Here is a 20,295-nt window from a genome sequence, read left to right as displayed (position 1 = left end):
TCTGATGGATCAAACCACCGCCCACTCCATTGCCCAAACAGGAGAGAGTCTTGCCGATCTGGCCTATCGCCAGATTGAGGAGATGATCGTGACGTTGAAGCTGGAGCCGGGAGCGATCGTCAATGAACGAACCCTGACGGATATGACCAATATGGGTCGCACACCCGTGCGCGAGGCGGTGCAGAAACTGGCTTGGGAAGGCCTGATGGAAATTCGCCCGCGCTCGGGTATCGCCATTTCAGCGCTTAATCCGCAGGATTTCGCCAAGGTTCTTGATGTCCGCGAGGGTGTGGAGCGGGTTCTTGCACGGGGTGCCGCGCTCTATGGCGCAGCCCTGCATTATGAGCGGCTCAAGGCGGCAGCCGATGCGATGACGGCTGCTCGAAGCGGTAATGATGTGATTGGCTTTCTTAACGCCGACAAGATTTTTGATACGGTATTGGGACAGGCTGCGGAAAATCCTTACGCCGCCCGCCTCGCCTCCCCGCTGCAAACCCATAGCCGCCGCTTCTGGTTCCGCCTGCAGCGACCCGGAAGTCTGGAGCAATCGGCAGGCGCGCACACGGCTCTCATCCACGCAATCATCACCCGCGAACCGGATAAGGCTGCCGATGAGGCAAGCCGCTTGATTGGTTATCTCAGGACATTGGCGCCATAAGTCAGGGCCAAACAAAAACCGCCCGGTTATGAACCGGGCGGTGATTTGATCAAGTCACAAAGTGACTTATTTCATCGTCGGAATGACGAACTCAGCACCATCCTTGACGCCTGACGGCCAACGCGAGGTGACAGTCTTGGTCTTGGTGTAGAAGCGGAAAGCATCGGGACCGTGTTGGTTCAGATCACCAAAGCCGGAACCCTTCCAACCGCCAAATGTGTAGTAAGCAATCGGAACCGGGATTGGCACATTGATGCCGACCATGCCGACCTGTACACGCGAGGCGAAGTCACGGGCGGCGTCGCCGTCACGGGTAAAGATCGCAACGCCATTGCCATATTCATGTTCATTCGGCAGGCGGATCGCATCTTCATAGGTATCGGCGCGGACAATGCCGAGAACCGGTCCAAAGATTTCTTCCTTATAGATGCGCATATCTGGCGTTACGTGGTCGAACAGGCAGCCACCCATATAGTAGCCGTTTTCATAGCCCTGCATCTTGAAGCCACGACCATCAACAACAAGCTTGGCGCCTTCCTTGATACCGAGATCAACATAGCCTTTGATGCGATCAAGTGCCTGCTGTGTGACAACAGGACCGTAATCCGCGGTCATATCGGTGGATGGACCAACCTTCAGGCTTTCGACGCGCGGAATAAGACGCTCAACGAGACGATCTGCCGTATCTTTGCCAACCGGAACAGCAACGGAAATCGCCATGCAGCGTTCGCCAGCCGAACCGTAACCAGCACCGATGAGTGCGTCGACCGTCTGGTCCATATCCGCATCAGGCATGATGATCATGTGGTTCTTGGCACCGCCAAAACACTGGGCGCGCTTGCCGTTGGCCGTCGCACGGGAATAGATGTACTGAGCAATCGGCGTTGAACCAACAAAGCCAACAGCCTTGATATCAGGATCATCAAGAATGGTATCGACGGCTTCCTTGTCGCCATTGATGACGTTGAAGATGCCCGCTGGCAAACCGGCCTCAATGAAAAGTTCGGCCAGACGCATCGGCACGCCCGGATCGCGTTCGGAAGGCTTCAGGATGAAGGCATTGCCCGAAGCAATCGCCGGACCAGCCTTCCACAGTGGAATCATCGCTGGGAAGTTGAACGGCGTGATACCGGCAACAACGCCAAGCGGCTGACGCATGGAGTAAACATCAATGCCCGTACCCGCATTGTCGGTGAATTCACCCTTGAGCATATGGGCTGAACCCAGGCAAACCTCGACCACTTCCAGACCGCGCTGAATATCGCCCTTCGCATCGGGAATGGTCTTGCCATGCTCGCGCGCCAGAAGTTCTGCGAGGGAATCATATTCCGCTTCGACGAGATCAAGGAACTTGCGCAAAGCGCGCGCGCGGCGCTGCGGATTGGTGGCAGCCCATGCAGGCTGCGCTGCCTTGGCATTGGCAATGGCGGCGCGCACTTCACCAGGTGTTGCCAATGCGACACGGCCCTGCACGGTACCGTCCATTGGCTGGAAAATCTCGGTCGTGCGACCGCTTGTTCCGGCAACATGCTTGCCACCGATAAAATGTCCAACTTCACGCATTGCGAGCAACCTCCCTATGATTGATTGAATTTCGTTACCCTATCATCGCGCTTCAAAATTTTTATTGCAAGCCGAGCAAAAGCGTATCCGTTGTGCAAAAATTGAAGTACCACTGCATGAGGAGGCTCATTCATGAACTGGGATGATGTGCGGGTTTTTCTGAGTGTGGCGCGCTCGGGGCAAATACTGGGAGCGGCCAAGCGACTTGGCGTCAATCATGCGACAGTCGCCCGCCGCCTGACCGCGCTTGAGAATGACATCAACACAAAGCTTTTGACCCGCCGTACCAATGGCTGCGAATTGACCCATGCGGGAGAGGAATTTCTTCTGTCTGCGGAGCGTATGGAAGCCGAAATGCTGTCGATCCGCTCCTCTTTGGGTGATGCGGATGTGTCAATTTCAGGGTCGGTGCGTATCGGAGCGCCTGATGGCTTCGGCGTATCGTTTCTTGCGCCACGCCTCGCCATCCTGACTGCCCGCTATCCCGACCTGAAAATCCAGCTCGTTCCTGTCCCCCGCTCTTTCTCATTGTCGCGCCGCGAGGCGGATATCGCCATAACCGTTGACCGACCGGATCAGGGTCGTCTCGTGGCGAAAAAACTCGTCGATTATACACTCTGTCTTTACGCCAGCCGTTCATATCTCGCAGAACACCCAGCACCGCAAAACATAGAAGATCTCGCAAAGCATCGATTGGTTGGTTACGTCGATGATCTCGTCATCAGCCCCTCGCTTAATTATGCGCCGGAAATCACCCGCGACTGGCGTCCCGCATTTGAAATTTCCAGCGCCATCGGTCAGGTCGAGGCTGTTAAAGCGGGTGCCGGGATCGGTATCCTGCATACATTCATTGCTCGGGAATATTCCGATCTTGTGCCGGTGCTGCCGGAACGCACCATTCACCGCTCCTATTGGCTCGCCTATCATGAATCTGTGCGCACACTGCGGCGCATCACAGCCGTCTCCAGCTTCATTTCCGATCTGGTGAACAGTGAGACTGGACGCTTCACCTGACAAAGCATAACAAGCAACGGTAGAAATGTGATTGACCGGCGTGGAACAAACTCCACAATTGCGCCTTGAACACATGTAGGTTCGACATGTGTTGTCATCATATCGGAGAGGGAAAATGTACCGATATTTACTAGCTTTGGCTGTTACCCTGGGGGGTATGCAGTTCGTAACGGTGCCTGAAGCCCAGGCACAGGAACGCGCCGTAAGGTGCGAATCACGCAAGTTCCGCTACAATGAATGCGATGCTGATATGCGCCGGCCGCGTATTATCAGGCAGCTTTCCGGTTCGCCTTGCATTCCCGGTCAGAGCTGGGGCTTTAGCCGCGGCAGGATTTGGGTAGACAAGGGTTGCGGTGCTGTTTTTGCCGATAGTGGCGGACGTCCGCGTTGGCGCGATCAGGATGATCGTCCTCGGCGGGATGATCGCTATCCGCGCCGCGATGATCGTCGCAACTATGGTGATGATCGTTATTACCAGCCTGACGATTATTGATCGAAATCACCAATCTTGTTTTCGCCATCTCCTATGGAGGTGGCGAAACTCCTTTAGACCCTGTGATAAGGGTGACCTGAAAGAATAGTCGTCGCCCGGTACAGCTGCTCCGCCACGAGAATACGGACGATCTGATGCGGCCACGTCATGGCACCGAGTGCCAAAACAAGATCGGCACGAGCCCGCAGCGAGGCATCATGACCATCAGGCCCACCAATCGCCAGAAGCAGTTGCCGTTTACCATCATCGCGAAAACGGGCAATGGCATTGGCGAAGTCTTCTGACGGCATGGTTTTGCCACGCTCGTCGAGAAGGACAAGAACCCCGCCCTGATCAAGCGCTTCAAGCACTTTCGCCGATTCTTCCTGCTTGCGCAGCTCCGGCTGCTGGGCGCGGCTTTCAGTGATTTCCGTAACTGTATTGAATTCAAGACCGAGTGGAGAACCGGTCTTTTTCAACCGGTCAAAATAGCGGTCTGCCAGTTCCCGTTCGGGGCCAGATTTCATCCGGCCCACGGCAAAAACGGTGATACGCATGGCACACTCCAGTCTTGCGTCACTCTGCGCAAACTATAACGCCCCGGTCAATGACCGGTCCAGATCCAGTAAGCCGTTCAAAGCGTCCACAAATGGCTTGATGCCCGGACGCTTCAATCCGTCAGAACTTTCTCACACCAGAGCGGTTTCGTGTGCCGTTACGGCACACGCGATTCTAGTGTACGGTTTCCCCGTCGAGTTCGGGAGCAAGCCACATCTTTTCAAGATTGTAGAACTCACGCACCTCAGGACGGAAAATATGGATGATGATATCGCCCGTGTCGATCAGCACCCAATCACCGCTGGCAAGACCCTCAACCTTCGCATTATTGCTGTGACCGCTTTCCTTCAGGGCACGCAGGAGCTGATCAGCCACCGCCGTTACGTGACGGTGTGAACGACCCGATGCGATGACCATATGGTCGCCGATGACAGATTTTCCACGAAGATCGATGGGGACAATTTTTTCAGCCTTGGAGTCATCGAGACTGGCAAGGACTGTCTGGAGGGCAAGAGAAACGGAAGTTTCACCGTTCATCTCCGCCGTTGAAGGAGCCAAGGCATCCTTCTTCTGAATTGCTGTTCTCAGTGTATTTCCTTTCCAATAAGAACAACGCGCCGCAGCCTTTAATCGTGCTGCACGTTATTAAGATAGGCAGAGTCGCATGACACTTTCAAGACGTGACGACTGAACCTTTGTTCACGATTTCATTCCTGCCGTTTTGCCGCCCCGTTACGTATCGCCGTCGATGACAGGGAAGACCGTGGTCCATGGATGAAAGTCCATGCTGGTGCGGGTGCTCGCGCCAGCAGCGGCGCGTCTTCTTCATCAAACCGCGCATAGTCGAAAGTCTTGGCCATCCGCGATGACAGGAACGCCAAAGTCGAACCCGGACGGTCAATCACGGCAATAGGGAATGTCATGGCGATCTTCTGCCAGCGCTGCCAGCGGTGAAAATCCGCAAGATTGTCGGCACCCATGATCCAGACAAAATTCACACCCGGATTGCGCGCCTTGATCAAGGCCAGCGTATCGGCCGTATAGCGAACATTATAAGCAGCCTCGAACGCAGTCACCTTGATACGCGGATCATGCACTTGGCGTTCGCACAGTTTAAGCCGTTCGGCCAGTGGTGCCAGATGGCGTTGGTCCTTCAGCGGATTACCCGGCGTAACAATCCACCAGAGCTGATCAAGCTGCAGCCGGCGCAATGAAATTTCCGCCACCAGCGCATGGCCCGCATGGGGTGGATTGAATGACCCACCAAATAACCCGACGGTCATCCCCTTTTCAACGAAGGGCATGCGCAATTGCGCAGCGCTCACCCCCGGAAAATCGTGACGTAACGCCTCAATGGATGTCACGGGCGGATCTGGCCGTTACCGCGAACGCGGTATTTGAACGAGGTCAATTGCTCAACCCCCACCGGACCACGCGCATGCATCTTGCCGGTAGCAATACCGATTTCTGCACCCATGCCAAATTCGCCGCCATCGGCAAATTGCGTCGAAGCGTTATGTAACAGGATCGCCGAGTCGATTTCGTTGAAGAATTGCTCGACCACATGCACATCCTCGGCAATGACAGCCTCCGTGTGGTGCGATGAGTAGCGGTTGATATGCTTGATAGCATCGCCGATCCCATCAACCAGTTTCACCGAGATAATGGCATCGAGATATTCTGTCGACCAGTCTTCTTCGCTCGCAGATTTCGCTTCGGCAAAAAGTGCGACGACGCCTTCATCCCCACGGATCTCGCAGCCCGCCTGATGCAAATCCTCCAGCAATGGCAAAAGGCGCACCGGCGCAATCAGCCGGTCCAGAAGCAGGGTCTCTGCCGAACCGCACACGCCGGTCCGGCGCATCTTGGCATTGACGATAATCCGGCGCGCCATTTCAAGATCGGCAGAGGCGTCGACATAGACGTGGCAGAGCCCTTCCAGATGGGCAAAGACCGGAACCCGCGCTTCCGCTTGCACGCGGGCGACAAGGCTCCGGCCACCACGCGGAATAATCACATCAAGATTTCCGTCCAGTCCTTTGAGCATTTCACCAACCGCAGCGCGGTCTGTCACCGGAACAAGCTGAATGGCATCTTTAGGCAGGCCCGCCGCCTCAAGACCTTCGATCAATGCCGTATGGATCGCACGCGATGAGTGGGCAGAATCGGACCCGCCACGCAGGATGACCGCATTGCCGGATTTCAGGCAAAGCGCGCCCGCATCGGCGGTCACATTCGGGCGGCTTTCATAGATCACACCAATAACGCCAAGCGGCGTGCGTACACGTTCGATATGCAGGCCATTGGGCCGATCCCATTCGGCAATGATATCGCCAACCGGGTCTTTGAGCGCGGCAATCGTTCGGATGCTTTCCGAAATCGAGGCAACGCGGCCAGCATCGAGTTTCAGCCGATCGAGCAGCGAAACAGCCATCCCAGCTTTTTCGCCATTGGCCATATCCCGGCTGTTGGCTTGCAAAATCTCTGCGGCATGGCGATCAACAGCGTCCGCCATGGCGATCAACGCTATCATTTTCTGTTCCGGCGATGCGATCGACAGGGGCTGGGCAGCGGCACGGGCTCTGCGGCCAATTTCGGCCATCAGTTCAGCAACGTCGTCAATCGACTCGACTCGTCCCAGCATCTTTCACTCCTTCGCAGCACGTTTTGCTGCGCGCATAACCAGATCATCCCGGTGGATCATCGCGGAACGGGCATCATAACCAAGGATCGAGGCAATCTCATTGGTTTTCCGCCCCGCAATCTTTACGGCATCCCCGGCATCATAAGCAATAAGGCCGCGCGCTGCTTCGCGTCCATCAGGCCCCACCACGGCAACCGTATCGCCGCGCGTGAACTGTCCGGCCACCTCGCGTACACCCGCCGCCAGAAGTGATTTGCCCGATTTCAGCGCGACAAGCGCACCCTCGTCGATCACCAGCCGCCCCGCCGGTTCGAGATTGCCTGAGATCCAGGTCTTCCACGCATTGACAGGATTTGAGCTTGGTTTGAACAATGTTGACCGCTCACCTGCGTCGATAGCGCCCAAGGGGTGCATGCGCGTACCCGACGCAATGATCATCGCCGTCCCCGCCGCATTGGCAATCTTGCCCGCGTCGAGCTTGGTTTTCATGCCGCCGCGCGAATATTCCGAAGCGGCAGCGCCTGCCATAGCTTCAATATCAGGCGTAATCGCATCGACCACCGGCAGAAACTGCGCATCGGGGTTCTGATGTGGTGGAGCAGTGTAAAGTCCATCAATGTCAGACAAAAGGATCAGAAGATCAGCGCCCATCATCGTCGCAACACGGGCAGCAAGACGATCATTGTCGCCATAGCGGATTTCAGTCGTCGCCACCGTGTCATTTTCATTGATGACGGGCACGGCCTTGAGCCGCAGCAATGTGCCCACCGTGGCACGGGCGTTGAGATAGCGGCGGCGCTCTTCCGTGTCGGACAGCGTCAAAAGGATTTGCCCTGCCCGCAATTGATGATGGCCCAGCACTTCGGCATAGGCCTTGGCAAGCTCGATCTGGCCAGCAGCCGCAGCAGCTTGGCTTTCCTCCAGCCGCAAGGGGCCCTTTGGCAATCCAAGCACAGTTCGCCCCAGCGCAATGGCACCGGAGGAGACGATCATCACCTCGACACCCGCCTGCACTAACCGCGCCACATCGCTCCCAAGGCTTTCCAGCCAATCGCGCTTCAATCCCTTGGAACGGTCCACCAGCAAGGCCGAGCCGATCTTGACCACGATCCGCCGATAGCCAGACAATTTGAGAGGAGTATTGGTGGTCATTCACCCCCCTCTGCCCTGTCGGGCATCTCCCCCACAAGGGGGGAGATCAGCTGTCTGTACTGCCTTTGCACAATTTGAAACGTTTCCGGTTGTGCAAAGGCGTTTATGCTAATGTGATCTCCCCCCTTGTGGGGGAGATGTCCGACAGGACAGAGGGGGGTAAGCCACAAGACGATTTCTTCCGCAAACATCATGCTACTCAATATTTGAAGCGGGTATCGACCTCTACCGGGGCCTCTGACTGACGCGATTCCAGAATGATGGCCGATAGTGCCCGCAAGACCTGCTCAACACCCTCGCGACTGACCGCAGACAACAGCATCGGCTCACGCCCGGCTGCCTTTTTCAGCGCTGCAATCTTCTTCTTGCGCGCAGCGGCATCCAGCGTATCAATCTGGCTCAGTGCCACGATCTCAAGCTTGTCAGCCAGTCCGTGACCATAGGCCTCAAGCTCAGTGCGCACCGTTTTGTAGGCTTGCGCAACATTCTCTTCCTGTGCCGAAACAAGATGCAGGAGAACCCGCGTACGCTCCACATGGCCAAGGAACCGGTCGCCAATGCCCACGCCCTCATGCGCGCCTTCGATAAGTCCTGGAATATCGGCAATGACAAATTCGCGCGCATCGATGCGGGCAACACCAAGGTTTGGATGCAACGTCGTGAACGGATAGTCAGCGATTTTCGGTTTAGCCGCCGTCACACTGGCAAGGAAAGTCGACTTGCCAGCATTGGGCTTGCCCAGCAGACCGGCATCGGCGATCAGCTTCAGCCGCAGCCACAAATTGCGCTCTTCGCCCTCAAGTCCGGGATTGGCGCGGCGCGGCGCCTGATTGGTCGATGTCTTGAAGTGCAGATTGCCAAAACCGCCATTGCCACCCTTGGCCAAACGATAGCGCTGACCAACAGTGGTAAAGTCATAAATCAGCGTTTCATTGTCGTCTTCGAAGATTTGCGTTCCAATCGGAACTTTGAGCACAACATCAGAGCCCTTGCCGCCGGTCATGTTGCGGCCCATGCCGTGCATGCCTGTTTTGGCTTTGAAATGCTGCTGGTAACGATAGTCGATCAGCGTGTTGAGACCATTTACAGCCTCGGCCCAGACATCGCCGCCGCGTCCGCCGTCACCACCATCGGGACCGCCAAATTCCAGAAATTTTTCACGACGGAACGATACCGAGCCGGCACCACCGTCGCCGGAGCGGATATAGACTTTCGCCTGATCGAGAAATTTCATGGAAGTTCAGTCCTTTTTGATGTCCCGAGGCATTACAGGAAAATGCACGAGAAGAAAACTGGCCGTCTCATGAGATTGAGGCGGCCAGTCATAATTACGCATTCCAGCTACGAAGCCCGATCCATGTCCGCCGATCCAGCATATAGCGTTCGACAGGCACGTTTCCGGCCGCAAGCGAATCCATCATGCCTGTGTTGGCATACTGGAATCCGCTCTTATAGAGCACCCGCCGCGAACCCATGTTCGAGACCCGGCAGGAGGCATGCAGCTTTTCAACCTGCGTGGCACGGAACACGAGATCAACCAGTGCATGCGCCGTTTCCGTCGCATAGCCCTTGCCCCAATGGGGCTCGCCCAGCCAGTAGCCGATCTCAAGCTCGTCCTTGCGTGGCTCATTTATCCGCTGGTCCTTGCTGCGGCGGTAATTGATACCGCAGCAGCCGATGAATGTACCGGACTGTGCCAAGGTAATCGCGTAAACGCATTTGCCGATCTCGCCCGCATTGGCGCGGCGCACGAAGTCCACCGCATGATCTTGTGTGTAGGGGTGGGGCATGCGGGAAAGCATTTCCGCCACACGAAGATTGTCGGCGAGACGGGCAATTGCGTCAACGTCCTCGGTGTGCGGCGCGCGCAGGACCAAGCGTTCGGTCACTAAGACCGGACAGTCTATCAGGTCCAGTCTGTCTTCATCGTCTTCCAGTAATTCGGCAACCATTTTGCTATCCTCCAGATGCGAAAAGGGAGATGGGTGGTAACCCCATCTCCCTTTGATCTTTTGGCTTGGTTGCCAGTCACCGGGTCCGATGGGGACGCCGGTGCTTTAAGCAGGACCAGCTATTCTGCTGCTTCGGCGATCGGGTTCACGATCGACACGAAACTACGGCCGTTGGCTTTGGTACGGAAAGATACAACACCGGCTTCAAGTGCGAAGAGTGTGTGATCCTTGCCGAGGCCAACATTGACGCCGGGATGCCATTTGGTGCCGCGTTGACGAACGAGGATGTTGCCAGCAAGCACGCGCTCGCCGCCAAACTTCTTCACGCCAAGGCGCTTTGATTCGGAATCACGACCGTTGCGCGACGAACCACCAGCTTTTTTGTGTGCCATGGGATTTCTCCTTTAAACCTGTTCTTACTCGCCCGAAGCGGGCTTTTCGGCCTTGGCAGCAGCCTTCTTCGGCGCAGCTTTGGCTTTCGGGGCGGCTTTAGTCTCGGTTGCCTCTACAGCAGCAACTTCTGTCTTAGGCGCAGGCTTCTTATTGACAGGCTTGTCAGCAGCAGTCTTCGTAGGCTTGGCACCATCCGTCAGGATCTCGGCAATACGGATCGTCGTCAATTCCTGACGATGACCGCGTGTACGCTTGGAGTTCTGGCGGCGACGCTTCTTGAAAGCGATAACCTTGCGCGCCCGGCCCTGCTCGACGACTTCAGCTGTTACCAGCGCGCCGCCAACGGTCGGAGCACCGATCGTAGCGTCTGCACCGACACCAACCATCAGAACTTCGGCAAATTGAACGATATCACCGGCATTGCCGGCAACTTTCTCGACCTTCAGAAGGTCATTGGCGGCAACGCGATACTGCTTACCACCAGTTTTGATGACTGCGAACATTTTATGCCCTTTCGGCGTTCGGTTCGGTTTTTTGCCGGTTTAAAGGCAATAACCGTCTTTTTGTCAGTCGTGACATATTAATCGAAAGATGCTTTCTATCCTTGCGAATTTGGGCATCCAGACTCAAAAACAAACGGCGCGGAGAATCCCCCACGCCAGTCGTTGGGCGCTTATAAGGTGAGGATTATAAGAGAGTCAAGAAATTTAACGCAAAATTGCTCTTGTATCCTTGCGCTTTGCCCGCTATCTAGCGCGTCGCACGCTCAAGCCAAGTCTTACGGATCAAACCAACAGACATCGCGGCATCGGCTGGGATTATCGTCCCGGCCACATCGAGGGTCTGTCTAAGGCAGGCACTTATACGCGGAGAGGTGGCTGAGTGGTTGAAAGCACCGCACTCGAAATGCGGCATGGGGGCAACTCCATCGGGGGTTCAAATCCCTCCCTCTCCGCCATATACACTCAATTCCCTGTATTTTCCTTCATTGATCAAAGTGGGATTGGCCGAATTGGCCTTACCGCCAGGGGAACAGCTGCGGCATGAACTGGCAGATCAATGCAAAAACGCCCGCGTCAAAAGCGGGCGTCGAGCGGTTATTGGCTGGTTGGTCTATCGCTATCAGCGAGCGACCGATGCGCGGGCAACACTGCGGATATCGGCGCGGTCGATGCCCAAATCCTGAAGTTCGCGGCTGGACATGCGGCCAAGTTCAGTAACGGTCTGACGGAACTTGAGCCAGTTATTAAAAGAGCGTGCTACGTTCATGATGATCCCCTTTCTGAGGGCTATCTGACGTCAGCAACCTTGCTTGGTCCCGGCGTCGTTTCGATGACTGGAACATAAGACTTTCAATCGATTTAAAACAGTCACAATCCCTCATTCCACCTATGCACCAGACGCATTGGTCACGGAGTGCCCACCTGTTGGGCTCGATAATATCGCACCGCATACCGGCGGCCATGCGTATGGGCTCCATCTTTATAACTTCTTGATATCTTTGCGCTTGGTGCGGAATGGAATTCCTATCCGAGACCATGGTATTTCTTTCCTGTACCCAAAGAATTGGAGTGCAAGGAAATGACGATGACGTCGAACCGTTTGTTGCCAGCCAACAATCAGACCATTGAAACCCGCCATATATCGAAGCTCGGCCCAACGCTGATCGCGTTGCTGGTACTTGCCTCTCTTTTATCCGGCGCTGCCGCCTTGAGAATATATGCGGCCATCAACAACTTCATCTGAATTTCAGAATTTGCGCTGATCCCACCAGATCGTCCAAAAGAGGAAATCCATGACCAATCCCATCCCCCCACGATTATCGGGCATAATGACTGCCCTCGTCACTCCGTTCAAAAATGGCGTTGTCGATCACGACACCCTCGCTGAACATATCCAATGGCAGATTATGTCAGGCATAGAGGGCCTTGTGCCCTGCGGAACCACAGGTGAAGCCCCAACGCTTTCCTGGGACGAACGTTTAAAGATCATCCGCACCACCATCAGAGTATCCAAGGGACGGGTTCCTGTCATTGCTGGCACAGGTACGAACAGCACCGAGCTTACGGTGGCCTACACATCGGCAGCGGAATCACGCGGCGCCGATGCGGCTCTTGTGGTCACCCCCTACTACAACAAGCCAAGCCAAAACGGCATCGCGCATCACTTCGAAACGATTGCGCAGCGGGTGAAACTGCCCATCTTCATCTACAATGTTCCGTCAAGAACCGGTGTCGACCTGTCGCTACAGACCCTTGACCGGCTTGCACAGATACCCTCGATCATCGGCATCAAGGACGCGACCGGCGACATCAGACGCGTCGACGAAGTTCGGCACACATTCCAGGACCGTTTCATTCTGCTGTCAGGACATGACGCGACCGCGCATGCCTTCAATCTGACAGGTGGCGACGGCAGCATTTCGGTCATTGCCAATGTTCTGCCGCATGTCTGCGTCGCTATGCACAATGCCTGCAGAAAAAATGATTGGCCGACTGCCAGATATATCCAGCAAAGATTGCAGCCGGTCCTCAGCGCACTCGATCTCGATACGAATCCGTGCTCCATCAAGTCCGCACTCAAGCATCGACGCGGCATGAGCGACGAACTCCGCCTGCCTCTGGTTCCTGTATCAGGGGAAACGGCCCTCCAGATCCGATTGGCTCTGGACGAACTCGGCGGTCCCGCAGCTGGCGGGCAAATTCCTCAGGACAACGTGAAAACAAACGCGGTCGAAGGTCTGTCCAAAATGCTCTCAGCGCCTCTTGCCTGGCGGCTGTGAGTGGAACGCCGAATTCCGCAACCCTCATAACATCATCAAAACAGAAACGCTTCGAGTCCCATTCAAGCGGAAAGTGACCAATCATGGCCTATGCTTATCAGAATCACGCCAATTCAAACTTGAGCAGCCGTTTTCTTGTCGGAAAGAATCCGGACGGATGCTGGATGGTATGCGACCGCAAACACCTGGTCGGCGGCCTGTTCGCCGACAAGGAAGCGGCGGTTCATTTTGCTACTGCTGAAAGCGATCATGTACCGGGAGCCGTCTGCTGTACAGATGACAATGAATTTATACTCGCCGATGCCTGGAGTGATCTGGCACAAACGTCCAAGCAAAAGACCGCCAGTCGCAATCGACATGATGCGAACCGCGGCCAGCGGAAACGCGCTTGATATCAGGAGAGCGCATTCATGCTTCAAAGCGAGGCATCAACAGAGGCAGTTTTTTCAGTGAACGGGGAGCTGCCGCCTGTTTCAGGGCCCGCTCTATGTGTCCATCACCAGACAATCCAATAATGTTTGTGCATTTCTGGTCGCCCTCATCCTCTTAAGCACATCCGGCGACCTAAGCTTTCTGGAAAAGCATGCAAGGACATTCAGATGTTCAGCCGGTGCCTGATCCGGTGTCAGTAACACAAGAATAATATCGACGGGCAAATCGTCTATCGCCTCAAAATCAATAGGTTTCTTTAATTTTGCAAAAGCCGCGATCGGCTTTGATATCCCAAGAATGCGGGCGTGCGGAATTGCGATACCTCCACCAACACCCGTGGAACCAAGTTCTTCCCGTTTTTGCAGCGAATGAACGATCACATCCGCCGATACGCCAATCATCGGCGATATATTGGTTGAAATCGCCTGCAGAGCCTGACTCTTGGACGAGACGTCAAGATCAGGAACAATGCTCTCAAGAGCGATATAGTCGACAAGCTTCATTGCAATACTCATTCAATTTATGATGCGCAGTTTGGTGATCAAGCAAATGATGCTCAATCCACCTCCCTGAGACGGTAGCCAACGCCAGTTTCTGTCGTGATGTATTTTGGTTGATCTGGTGTCTGTTCAATTTTCTGGCGTAGCTGCCGGACATATACGCGAAGATATTGCACATCCGTGGACCCTCCCCACACCTGATCAAGCAGGAACTGATGTGTCAGAACCTTCCCGGCGTACTGAACAAGAATACGCAAGATATCGTATTCCTTCGGGGAAAGCTTGATCTCCTTGCCATCAACCTTGACGATGCGTTTGACGATGTCGACGGAGAGACTCCCCGTTTCAAACACCGGTCTTTCGCCCTGTTGCTGAAGTCGGTGGCGCAGAGCGACGCGAATACGGGCCGCAATTTCATTCATTCCAAATGGCTTGGTGATATAATCATCTGCGCCAAGCTCAAGCGCTTCCACGATGCCCTTCTCATCGGTCCGGCTTGACAGAATAATGACCGGGAGTTCCAGCTCTTCGTCACGCCACCTGCGCAGCAATTCATGACCAGACAAATCAGGAAGACCCAGATCAAGAATGATGAGGTCGGGACGCGTGAGGCGTACCTGCTCTATTGCCGACCATGCGTTTCCTGCTTCAAGAACGGTGTATCCTTGGGTACTCAGACCCACCCGAAGCAATTTACGGATTGGCGATTCATCATCGACAACCAATATTTTGACATTTGAGTTGGTCATGTCAGCTCTTCAATTGTTGGAGTGTCCTTTGGGATAGGCATTCTGATCGTAAAGATGGCGCCGGAGCGGTCTGTTCTGCGCTCGGCGGTGATCGTGCCACCCATGGCTTCAATGAAACCTCTCGATATCGAAAGTCCGAGCCCGGTACCGGCAGTTACCCGATCACCTTTTCTGACGCGATAAAACGTATCAAATACGCGCTCCAGATCCTCTTCAGGGATACCCGGCCCCTCGTCCATAACCTGCAGGATAACCCAGCCATCGTCGCTCCACGCCTGTATGCGCAAACTTGATCCTTCAGGTGCATATTTTGAGGCATTATCGAGCAGGTTGAACAGAACCTGTTCGAACAGAACCGCATCCAGTCTCAACACGGGCAAAGCAGCGGGAATATCAATCTCCGTCTTATGCCGGCCAATAATTTTCCTGGCCCTATCGAGCGCAGTCCCAACGATATCACCGACATACTGGAAGGCGTAGTTTGGTTCCATTGCCCCGGATTCCAGCTTCGTCATATCGAGCAAATTGGAAATAAAGCGATTGAGCCTTTCGGACTCATCAAGCACGGTCGACAACAGGTCAATTTTGGCGTCTTCAGCAAGCGCGGGCGCAAATTCCTTCAACGTTCCAGCCGCGCCCATAATCGCCGCGAGCGGCGTTTTGAGATCGTGTGAAATTGACGTCAGCAGTGCCGAGCGCAGGCGATCTGCTTCGGCCGCCAGCTTTGCGCGGTCAACATCACCTGCAAGCTGTGTCCGTTCAATGGCAACCGCCGCCTGATCCGCCAGTGCGTCCAGCAGCCGTTGCTGCTCCGGTGACAGAAGCGGGCCTTGCTTATCATTGTCGAGACCAATGACACCAACCGCCATACGGCCCGTTCGCAAGGGCAAATAGAGCCGTTTTGCCCCCGGAAGCGTATCGGCTCCCCGGCCCGCAGCGCGGTTGTTTTCCCAAGCCCACCGCGCGGCGGCAATATCAGCCTCATCCAGCGTATCATCCGGCGGATATCCCGCCTTGACCTGAATGGAACCATGATCAGGCAAAAGAAGCACCACCCGTACTTTAAGCATCGACGCAATCTGGAATGCTGTTGCCCAAAGGACGTCATCAAGGGTGCCGGTTCTCGCTAATTTTTTGCTGAAGGAGTAAAGGTCTTCCGTGGTCCGAACACGCTGGCGTGCCGACGAGGCTTGCCGCTGGACCCGAGCCGTCAGATTGCTGGCGATCACCGCGACGACAAAGAAAAACCCAAGCGCAATAACGCTCTCTGGATCACTGATTACCAGAGTATAAAGTGGATCAAGGAAAAAGAAGTTAAGTACCGCTGCGCTCACGACGGAGGCAAACAAGGCTGGCCATAATCCCAACGTTACGGCCGATGCCAGCACCGCCATGAGAAATACGAGCGCGATGTTGCGCACATCGAGAAAGCGCGACAGCAGAAGACCAAATCCGAGGGCTGCTACAACATACCCGGTGCTCACGAGATACGGTTTGATCTGGAAGTTTGGTCTTGGCGCACTCGCGGAACGCCGTTGCGAGGAGACCACCTCCTGATCATTGCCTGAAATAACGTGGACGCTGATGTTTCCGGCATGCCGTATCAGGTCGTGGGATACGGATCCCTCAAACAGCTCACGCCACCGTGGCTTATTCGGCTTGCCCGTTACGATATGAGTGACATTGTTCTCCCGTGCATGCCGGGCGATTTCTTCCGCGGCATTCCGGCCGGGAAGTGTGATCGTGTCACCGCCCAATTGGTCGGCCAAACGCAAGGTTGACGCCAGTCTGTCCCTGTCGACCTCCGAGAGGCGAGCAAACCGCTGCGTTTCAACATGAACTGCGGCCCATGGAGCACGGAGCCTGTCTGCCAGTCGCCGCGCATAGCGCACAAGTGAGGCACCGCGCGGTTGTTCATCAACACATACCAAAACGCGATCACCGGCAGCCCATGGTCCCGATATTGCATTGGCCTGCATATGCGTAAGCAATTGATCATCAACGCGCTGGGCAGTCCGGCGCAAGGCAAGCTCACGCAGTGCGGTCAGATTGCCCGGAGAAAAATAGTTCTCTGTCGCTCGTTTGGCCGTCGCAGGCAGGTATACCTTGCCTTCCTGCAATCTCTTGATGAGATCGGCCGGGGTAAGATCGATAATTTCAACTTCATCTGCCTGATCAATGACCGAATCCGGCACAGTTTCGTGCACACGAACCCGGGTGATCTGGGCAACAATATCATTCAGGCTCTCGACATGCTGAATATTCAAGGTCGAATAGACATCAATGTCCTGAGACAGAATTTCCTCAACATCCATATACCGCTTGGGATGGCGGCTGCCCGGTGCATTGGTGTGTGCAAGTTCATCAACCAATACGAGAGCCGGACGCCGCGCGAGGATTGCGTCAATATCCATCTCTTCAAGTTGATGATTTTTATAGTCAACGCTTCTGCGCGGCACGACTTCAAAACCTTCGACAAGAGCCTGTGTCTCTTTTCGACCATGGGTTTCGACAACACCAATCACGACATCTGATCCGTCGGCAATTGCTGCCCGGCCCGACATCAACATTTCGTAGGTCTTTCCTACCCCCGGAGCAGCGCCGAGAAAAATCTTCAGTCGGCCGCGACGTTCACGATCGGCATTTTCGAGAAGCGCATCCGGAGATGGTCTTCGATCCAAGTCGCGATTGTCGTCAGGCATTTACAAAGCCTCCCAATGACGAAAGGCCGGAGCTATGCTGATGCAAATCTCCGGCCTCCATATTCAAAAGTTATTTGTCCAGGCTATCAAGCGCCTGATTCAATTTCAGAACATTCACAACCGGTTCACCCATAAAGCCGAGTTCACGGCCTTCGACATTTTGGTCAACCAGTTTGCGAATAGCCTGTTCATCTGCACCACGAGCCTTGGCTACTCGTCCAACCTGAAAATAAGCCGCTTCAGGTGAAATGTCCGGATCAAGTCCACTTCCGGAGGTCGTCACGAGATCGATCGGGACCGGTGCGCCGGGGTTACTTTCCTTCAAGAATGCGGCATCGGTCTTGATGCGATCAATCAATTTCGGGTTTGTCGGTCCGAGATTGGAGCCGCTGGAGGCTGCAGCATTGTAGCCGTCACCGGCAGCCGATGGCCGCCCATGAAAATACTGGTCACTTGTGAACGCCTGACCGATCAATTCAGACCCGATTATCTTGCCGTCCTTTTCAACAAGGCTGCCGTTTGCCTGACGTGCGAAAAGGAGCTGCGATAATCCGGTCATCCCCAAGGGGTAGAGCAGGCCTGTGATAATTGTGAGTGCGATTATCATGACAATCGCGGGCTTAAGTTGTTTGAGCATCGGGATATCCTTTACACAAGCCCAAGGCTTGTTATGACCACGTCGATGGCTTTAATTCCGACGAACGGAACAATAACGCCGCCAAGGCCGTAGATGAGCAGATTGCGGCTTAGAAGCGCCCCGGCACCCACTGCGCGGTATTTTACACCTTTCAGTGACAGGGGGATAAGGGCAACGATGATAAGCGCATTGAAGATGATGGCCGATAGGATGGCGCTCTGAGGTGTCTGCAGACCCATAATATTGAGCGCGGCCAGTTGCGGGTAAAATGCCAGAAACATTGCTGGGATGATCGCAAAGTATTTGGCGATATCATTGGCGATGGAAAATGTCGTCAAGGCACCACGCGTCATGAGCAGCTGCTTGCCGATGCCAACGATTTCGATCAACTTCGTCGGATCACTATCAAGATCGACCATGTTTCCCGCTTCACGAGCAGCAACTGTACCAGTGTTCATGGCAACGCCGACGTCCGCCTGCGCCAGCGCTGGAGCATCATTTGTACCATCACCGCACATGGCAACGAGTTTGCCCTTGGACTGTTCATCGCGGATGAGCGAAAGCTTGTTTTCAGGTGTTGCCTGAGCAAGAAAATCGTCAACGCCAGCTTCCGCAGCAATTGCCGCTGCTGTCAAAGGATTATCACCGGTGATCATGACGGTGCGGATACCCATGCGCCGCAGTTCAGCGAAACGTTCCCGGATGCCACCCTTCACGATGTCCTTGAGATGAATAACACCCAGAAGCTTCCCGTCCCTGACAACTGCAAGCGGCGTTCCACCTGCTTTGGCAATCTGATCGGCAATCGCCTGCAATTCGCGAACGGTTTCGCTGCTGGCGCGTGTGGCGCCTGTCGCAACTGTCGAGAGGTCGACATATGAAAGGACAGCCTCAACCGCACCTTTTCTGATTGAAGAACCATCAATATCCACGCCGCTCATGCGGCTCTGCGCTGTGAATGGCACAAACGTGGCGTGTAAGGTCGCCATATCGCGGGCGCGGATTCCGTACTTTTCCTTGGCCAGAACCACGATGGAACGGCCCTCAGGAGTTTCGTCCGCGAGCGATGCAAGTTGTGCTGCATCGGCAAGTTCCTGTTCACTCACACCCTTCACCGGGCTGAACTCAGTGGCTTGACGGTTACCGAAAGTAATGGTGCCGGTCTTATCGAGCAGCAATGTATCCACATCACCCGCCGCCTCAACCGCACGACCTGACATCGCAAGCACATTGAACTGGATGAGCCTGTCCATACCGGCAATACCGATGGCTGAGAGCAATGCACCGATCGTGGTCGGGATGAGCGTCACGAACAAAGCGACCAGCACCACAACGGGAATTGCGCCGCCGGCATAGGATGCAAAACTTGGAATAGTCGCCGTTGCCAACACGAATATAAGCGTCATGCCTGCAAGGAGAATGTTGAGTGCAATCTCATTGGGTGTCTTTTGACGTTCTGCACCTTCAACCAGCGCGATCATTCGGTCGATGAATGTTGAACCAGCTGCTGCCGTGATGCGGACACGAAGCCAATCGGACAGCACCTGTGTGCCACCCGTTACCGCTGATCGATCACCACCGGATTCCCGGATGACAGGTGCAGATTCGCCTGTTATTGCTGATTCATTGACCGATGCGATACCTTCGACAACTTCACCGTCTGACGGGATGATGTCGCCAGCGTCAACCAGAACGATATCACCGACCTTCAGGCTCGTGCCCGGAACCAGTTTGAAATTGGTGCGGTCTTCACCCGACAAGAGCTTTGCCTGGGTTTCGGTACGGGCCTTGCGCAGTGAATCGGCCTGTGCCTTACCCCGCCCTTCCGCGACCGCTTCCGCAAAATTAGCAAAAAGCACCGTGAACCATAACCACACTATGATCTGAAACGAAAAACTGAGGTCATGACCGCCAACAATGATGTCCTTTATGAACAAAATCGTGGTCAGCGCCGAAACCACAGCGACGACGAACATCACCGGATTTCTGGCAAGAGTGCGCGGATCAAGCTTTTTGAAAGCGCCTCCGACGGCTGGTAACAATATGCGAGCGTCCATTAGGCTCGCGGATTTGGACTGGCTCATTTG

The 20,295-nt window shown here is 54.9% G+C and carries 22 protein-coding genes and 1 tRNA gene; 7 read left to right on the top strand and 16 right to left on the bottom strand.

Annotated features, from left to right (window positions below; genetic code table 11):
* Nucleotides 1–4 precede the first annotated feature (4 nt).
* Nucleotides 5–658 (top strand): GntR family transcriptional regulator, encoded by a 654-nt coding sequence (locus BLU05_RS10305; protein ID WP_091879714.1) that lies wholly within the window; start codon nucleotides 5–7, stop codon nucleotides 656–658.
* Nucleotides 659–724: 66 nt separating this feature from the next.
* Here BLU05_RS10305 and BLU05_RS10300 read toward each other — a convergent pair whose 3' ends face one another.
* Nucleotides 725–2,221: a CoA-acylating methylmalonate-semialdehyde dehydrogenase gene (locus BLU05_RS10300; protein WP_091879712.1), complete on the bottom strand. Its 1,497-nt coding sequence runs from the start codon at nucleotides 2,219–2,221 to the stop codon at nucleotides 725–727.
* A 132-nt stretch (nucleotides 2,222–2,353) separates the two neighbouring features.
* Between BLU05_RS10300 and BLU05_RS10295 the strand changes: the two genes are divergently transcribed.
* Both BLU05_RS10295 and BLU05_RS10290 read left to right on the top strand, forming a co-directional pair.
* Nucleotides 2,354–3,235 (top strand): LysR family transcriptional regulator, encoded by an 882-nt coding sequence (locus BLU05_RS10295; protein ID WP_091879711.1) that lies wholly within the window; start codon nucleotides 2,354–2,356, stop codon nucleotides 3,233–3,235.
* A gap of 115 nt (nucleotides 3,236–3,350) precedes the next feature.
* The gene (locus BLU05_RS10290; RefSeq protein WP_091879709.1) at nucleotides 3,351–3,728 is read left to right on the top strand and encodes a DUF3011 domain-containing protein; all 378 of its coding nucleotides are present in this window, start codon (nucleotides 3,351–3,353) and stop codon (nucleotides 3,726–3,728) included.
* A gap of 53 nt (nucleotides 3,729–3,781) precedes the next feature.
* Here the strand turns inward: BLU05_RS10290 and rlmH are convergent, their stop codons facing one another.
* The 9 genes from rlmH to rplU all read right to left on the bottom strand — a co-directional run bounded on the left by rlmH (nucleotide 3,782) and on the right by rplU (nucleotide 10,909).
* Entirely contained in the window at nucleotides 3,782–4,264 is a 483-nt protein-coding gene (rlmH, locus tag BLU05_RS10285) for a 23S rRNA (pseudouridine(1915)-N(3))-methyltransferase RlmH (RefSeq protein WP_091879708.1), read from the bottom strand.
* A gap of 175 nt (nucleotides 4,265–4,439) precedes the next feature.
* Nucleotides 4,440–4,823: a ribosome silencing factor gene (gene rsfS / locus BLU05_RS10280; RefSeq protein WP_244518256.1), complete on the bottom strand. Its 384-nt coding sequence runs from the start codon at nucleotides 4,821–4,823 to the stop codon at nucleotides 4,440–4,442.
* A 149-nt stretch (nucleotides 4,824–4,972) separates the two neighbouring features.
* Nucleotides 4,973–5,569 (bottom strand): nicotinate-nucleotide adenylyltransferase, encoded by a 597-nt coding sequence (locus tag BLU05_RS10275; protein WP_091879705.1) that lies wholly within the window; start codon nucleotides 5,567–5,569, stop codon nucleotides 4,973–4,975.
* A 56-nt stretch (nucleotides 5,570–5,625) separates the two neighbouring features.
* Nucleotides 5,626–6,909: a glutamate-5-semialdehyde dehydrogenase gene (locus BLU05_RS10270; RefSeq protein WP_091879703.1), complete on the bottom strand. Its 1,284-nt coding sequence runs from the start codon at nucleotides 6,907–6,909 to the stop codon at nucleotides 5,626–5,628.
* A gap of 3 nt (nucleotides 6,910–6,912) precedes the next feature.
* The gene (proB, locus tag BLU05_RS10265; protein ID WP_091879702.1) at nucleotides 6,913–8,061 is read right to left on the bottom strand and encodes a glutamate 5-kinase; all 1,149 of its coding nucleotides are present in this window, start codon (nucleotides 8,059–8,061) and stop codon (nucleotides 6,913–6,915) included.
* Between the two features lie 199 nt (nucleotides 8,062–8,260).
* Entirely contained in the window at nucleotides 8,261–9,295 is a 1,035-nt protein-coding gene (gene obgE, locus BLU05_RS10255; RefSeq protein ID WP_091879699.1) for a GTPase ObgE, read from the bottom strand.
* 94 nt (nucleotides 9,296–9,389) lie between these two features.
* Complete coding sequence (locus BLU05_RS10250; RefSeq protein WP_091879697.1) at nucleotides 9,390–10,013, bottom strand: GNAT family N-acetyltransferase; 624 nt, start codon at nucleotides 10,011–10,013, stop codon at nucleotides 9,390–9,392.
* A gap of 119 nt (nucleotides 10,014–10,132) precedes the next feature.
* Nucleotides 10,133–10,405, bottom strand: a complete 273-nt coding sequence (rpmA, locus tag BLU05_RS10245; protein ID WP_091879696.1) for a 50S ribosomal protein L27 — start codon at nucleotides 10,403–10,405, stop codon at nucleotides 10,133–10,135.
* Nucleotides 10,406–10,429: 24 nt separating this feature from the next.
* A complete protein-coding gene (rplU, locus tag BLU05_RS10240) occupies nucleotides 10,430–10,909 on the bottom strand; it encodes a 50S ribosomal protein L21 (protein WP_091879694.1) in 480 nt (159 codons plus the stop codon).
* 365 nt (nucleotides 10,910–11,274) lie between these two features.
* Between rplU and BLU05_RS10235 the strand changes: the two genes are divergently transcribed.
* Nucleotides 11,275–11,364: transfer RNA gene (locus tag BLU05_RS10235), tRNA-Ser, on the top strand.
* A 164-nt stretch (nucleotides 11,365–11,528) separates the two neighbouring features.
* Here BLU05_RS10235 and BLU05_RS10230 read toward each other — a convergent pair.
* Nucleotides 11,529–11,675 carry a DUF1127 domain-containing protein gene (locus BLU05_RS10230; RefSeq protein WP_091879693.1) on the bottom strand — a complete coding sequence of 49 codons (147 nt, stop codon included), beginning with the start codon at nucleotides 11,673–11,675 and terminating at the stop codon, nucleotides 11,529–11,531.
* A 318-nt stretch (nucleotides 11,676–11,993) separates the two neighbouring features.
* Between BLU05_RS10230 and BLU05_RS26170 the strand changes: the two genes are divergently transcribed.
* The 3 genes from BLU05_RS26170 (at nucleotide 11,994) to BLU05_RS26165 (ending at nucleotide 13,580) form a co-directional block, all read left to right on the top strand.
* Nucleotides 11,994–12,152, top strand: a complete 159-nt coding sequence (locus BLU05_RS26170; RefSeq protein ID WP_175540560.1) for a hypothetical protein — start codon at nucleotides 11,994–11,996, stop codon at nucleotides 12,150–12,152.
* Nucleotides 12,153–12,201: 49 nt separating this feature from the next.
* A complete protein-coding gene (gene dapA / locus BLU05_RS10225; protein WP_091879691.1) occupies nucleotides 12,202–13,188 on the top strand; it encodes a 4-hydroxy-tetrahydrodipicolinate synthase in 987 nt (328 codons plus the stop codon).
* Nucleotides 13,189–13,271: 83 nt separating this feature from the next.
* Nucleotides 13,272–13,580, top strand: coding sequence for a hypothetical protein (locus BLU05_RS26165; protein ID WP_175540559.1), 309 nt, complete (start codon nucleotides 13,272–13,274; stop codon nucleotides 13,578–13,580).
* Nucleotides 13,581–13,673: 93 nt separating this feature from the next.
* Here the strand turns inward: BLU05_RS26165 and BLU05_RS10215 are convergent, their stop codons facing one another.
* The 5 genes from BLU05_RS10215 to kdpB all read right to left on the bottom strand — a co-directional run bounded on the left by BLU05_RS10215 (nucleotide 13,674) and on the right by kdpB (nucleotide 20,292).
* A complete protein-coding gene (locus BLU05_RS10215; RefSeq protein ID WP_091879690.1) occupies nucleotides 13,674–14,135 on the bottom strand; it encodes a PTS sugar transporter subunit IIA in 462 nt (153 codons plus the stop codon).
* 41 nt (nucleotides 14,136–14,176) lie between these two features.
* Nucleotides 14,177–14,869, bottom strand: coding sequence for a response regulator transcription factor (locus BLU05_RS10210; protein ID WP_091879688.1), 693 nt, complete (start codon nucleotides 14,867–14,869; stop codon nucleotides 14,177–14,179).
* Complete coding sequence (locus BLU05_RS10205) at nucleotides 14,866–17,571, bottom strand: sensor histidine kinase (protein ID WP_091879687.1); 2,706 nt, start codon at nucleotides 17,569–17,571, stop codon at nucleotides 14,866–14,868. Before BLU05_RS10205 ends, BLU05_RS10210 begins: the two co-directional genes overlap by 4 nt.
* Before the next feature lie 70 nt (nucleotides 17,572–17,641).
* Nucleotides 17,642–18,208, bottom strand: a complete 567-nt coding sequence (gene kdpC / locus BLU05_RS10200; protein WP_091879685.1) for a potassium-transporting ATPase subunit KdpC — start codon at nucleotides 18,206–18,208, stop codon at nucleotides 17,642–17,644.
* A gap of 11 nt (nucleotides 18,209–18,219) precedes the next feature.
* Nucleotides 18,220–20,292 (bottom strand): potassium-transporting ATPase subunit KdpB, encoded by a 2,073-nt coding sequence (kdpB, locus tag BLU05_RS10195; RefSeq protein WP_091879684.1) that lies wholly within the window; start codon nucleotides 20,290–20,292, stop codon nucleotides 18,220–18,222.
* Between the last annotated feature and the right edge of the window lie 3 nt (nucleotides 20,293–20,295).

The sequence above is a fragment of the Phyllobacterium sp. OV277 genome (assembly GCF_900104355.1).
Taxonomy (GTDB): domain Bacteria; phylum Pseudomonadota; class Alphaproteobacteria; order Rhizobiales; family Rhizobiaceae; genus Phyllobacterium.
The sequence above is the reverse complement of the archived record's forward strand: the minus strand, read 5'-3'. Positions and strand labels throughout refer to the sequence as shown.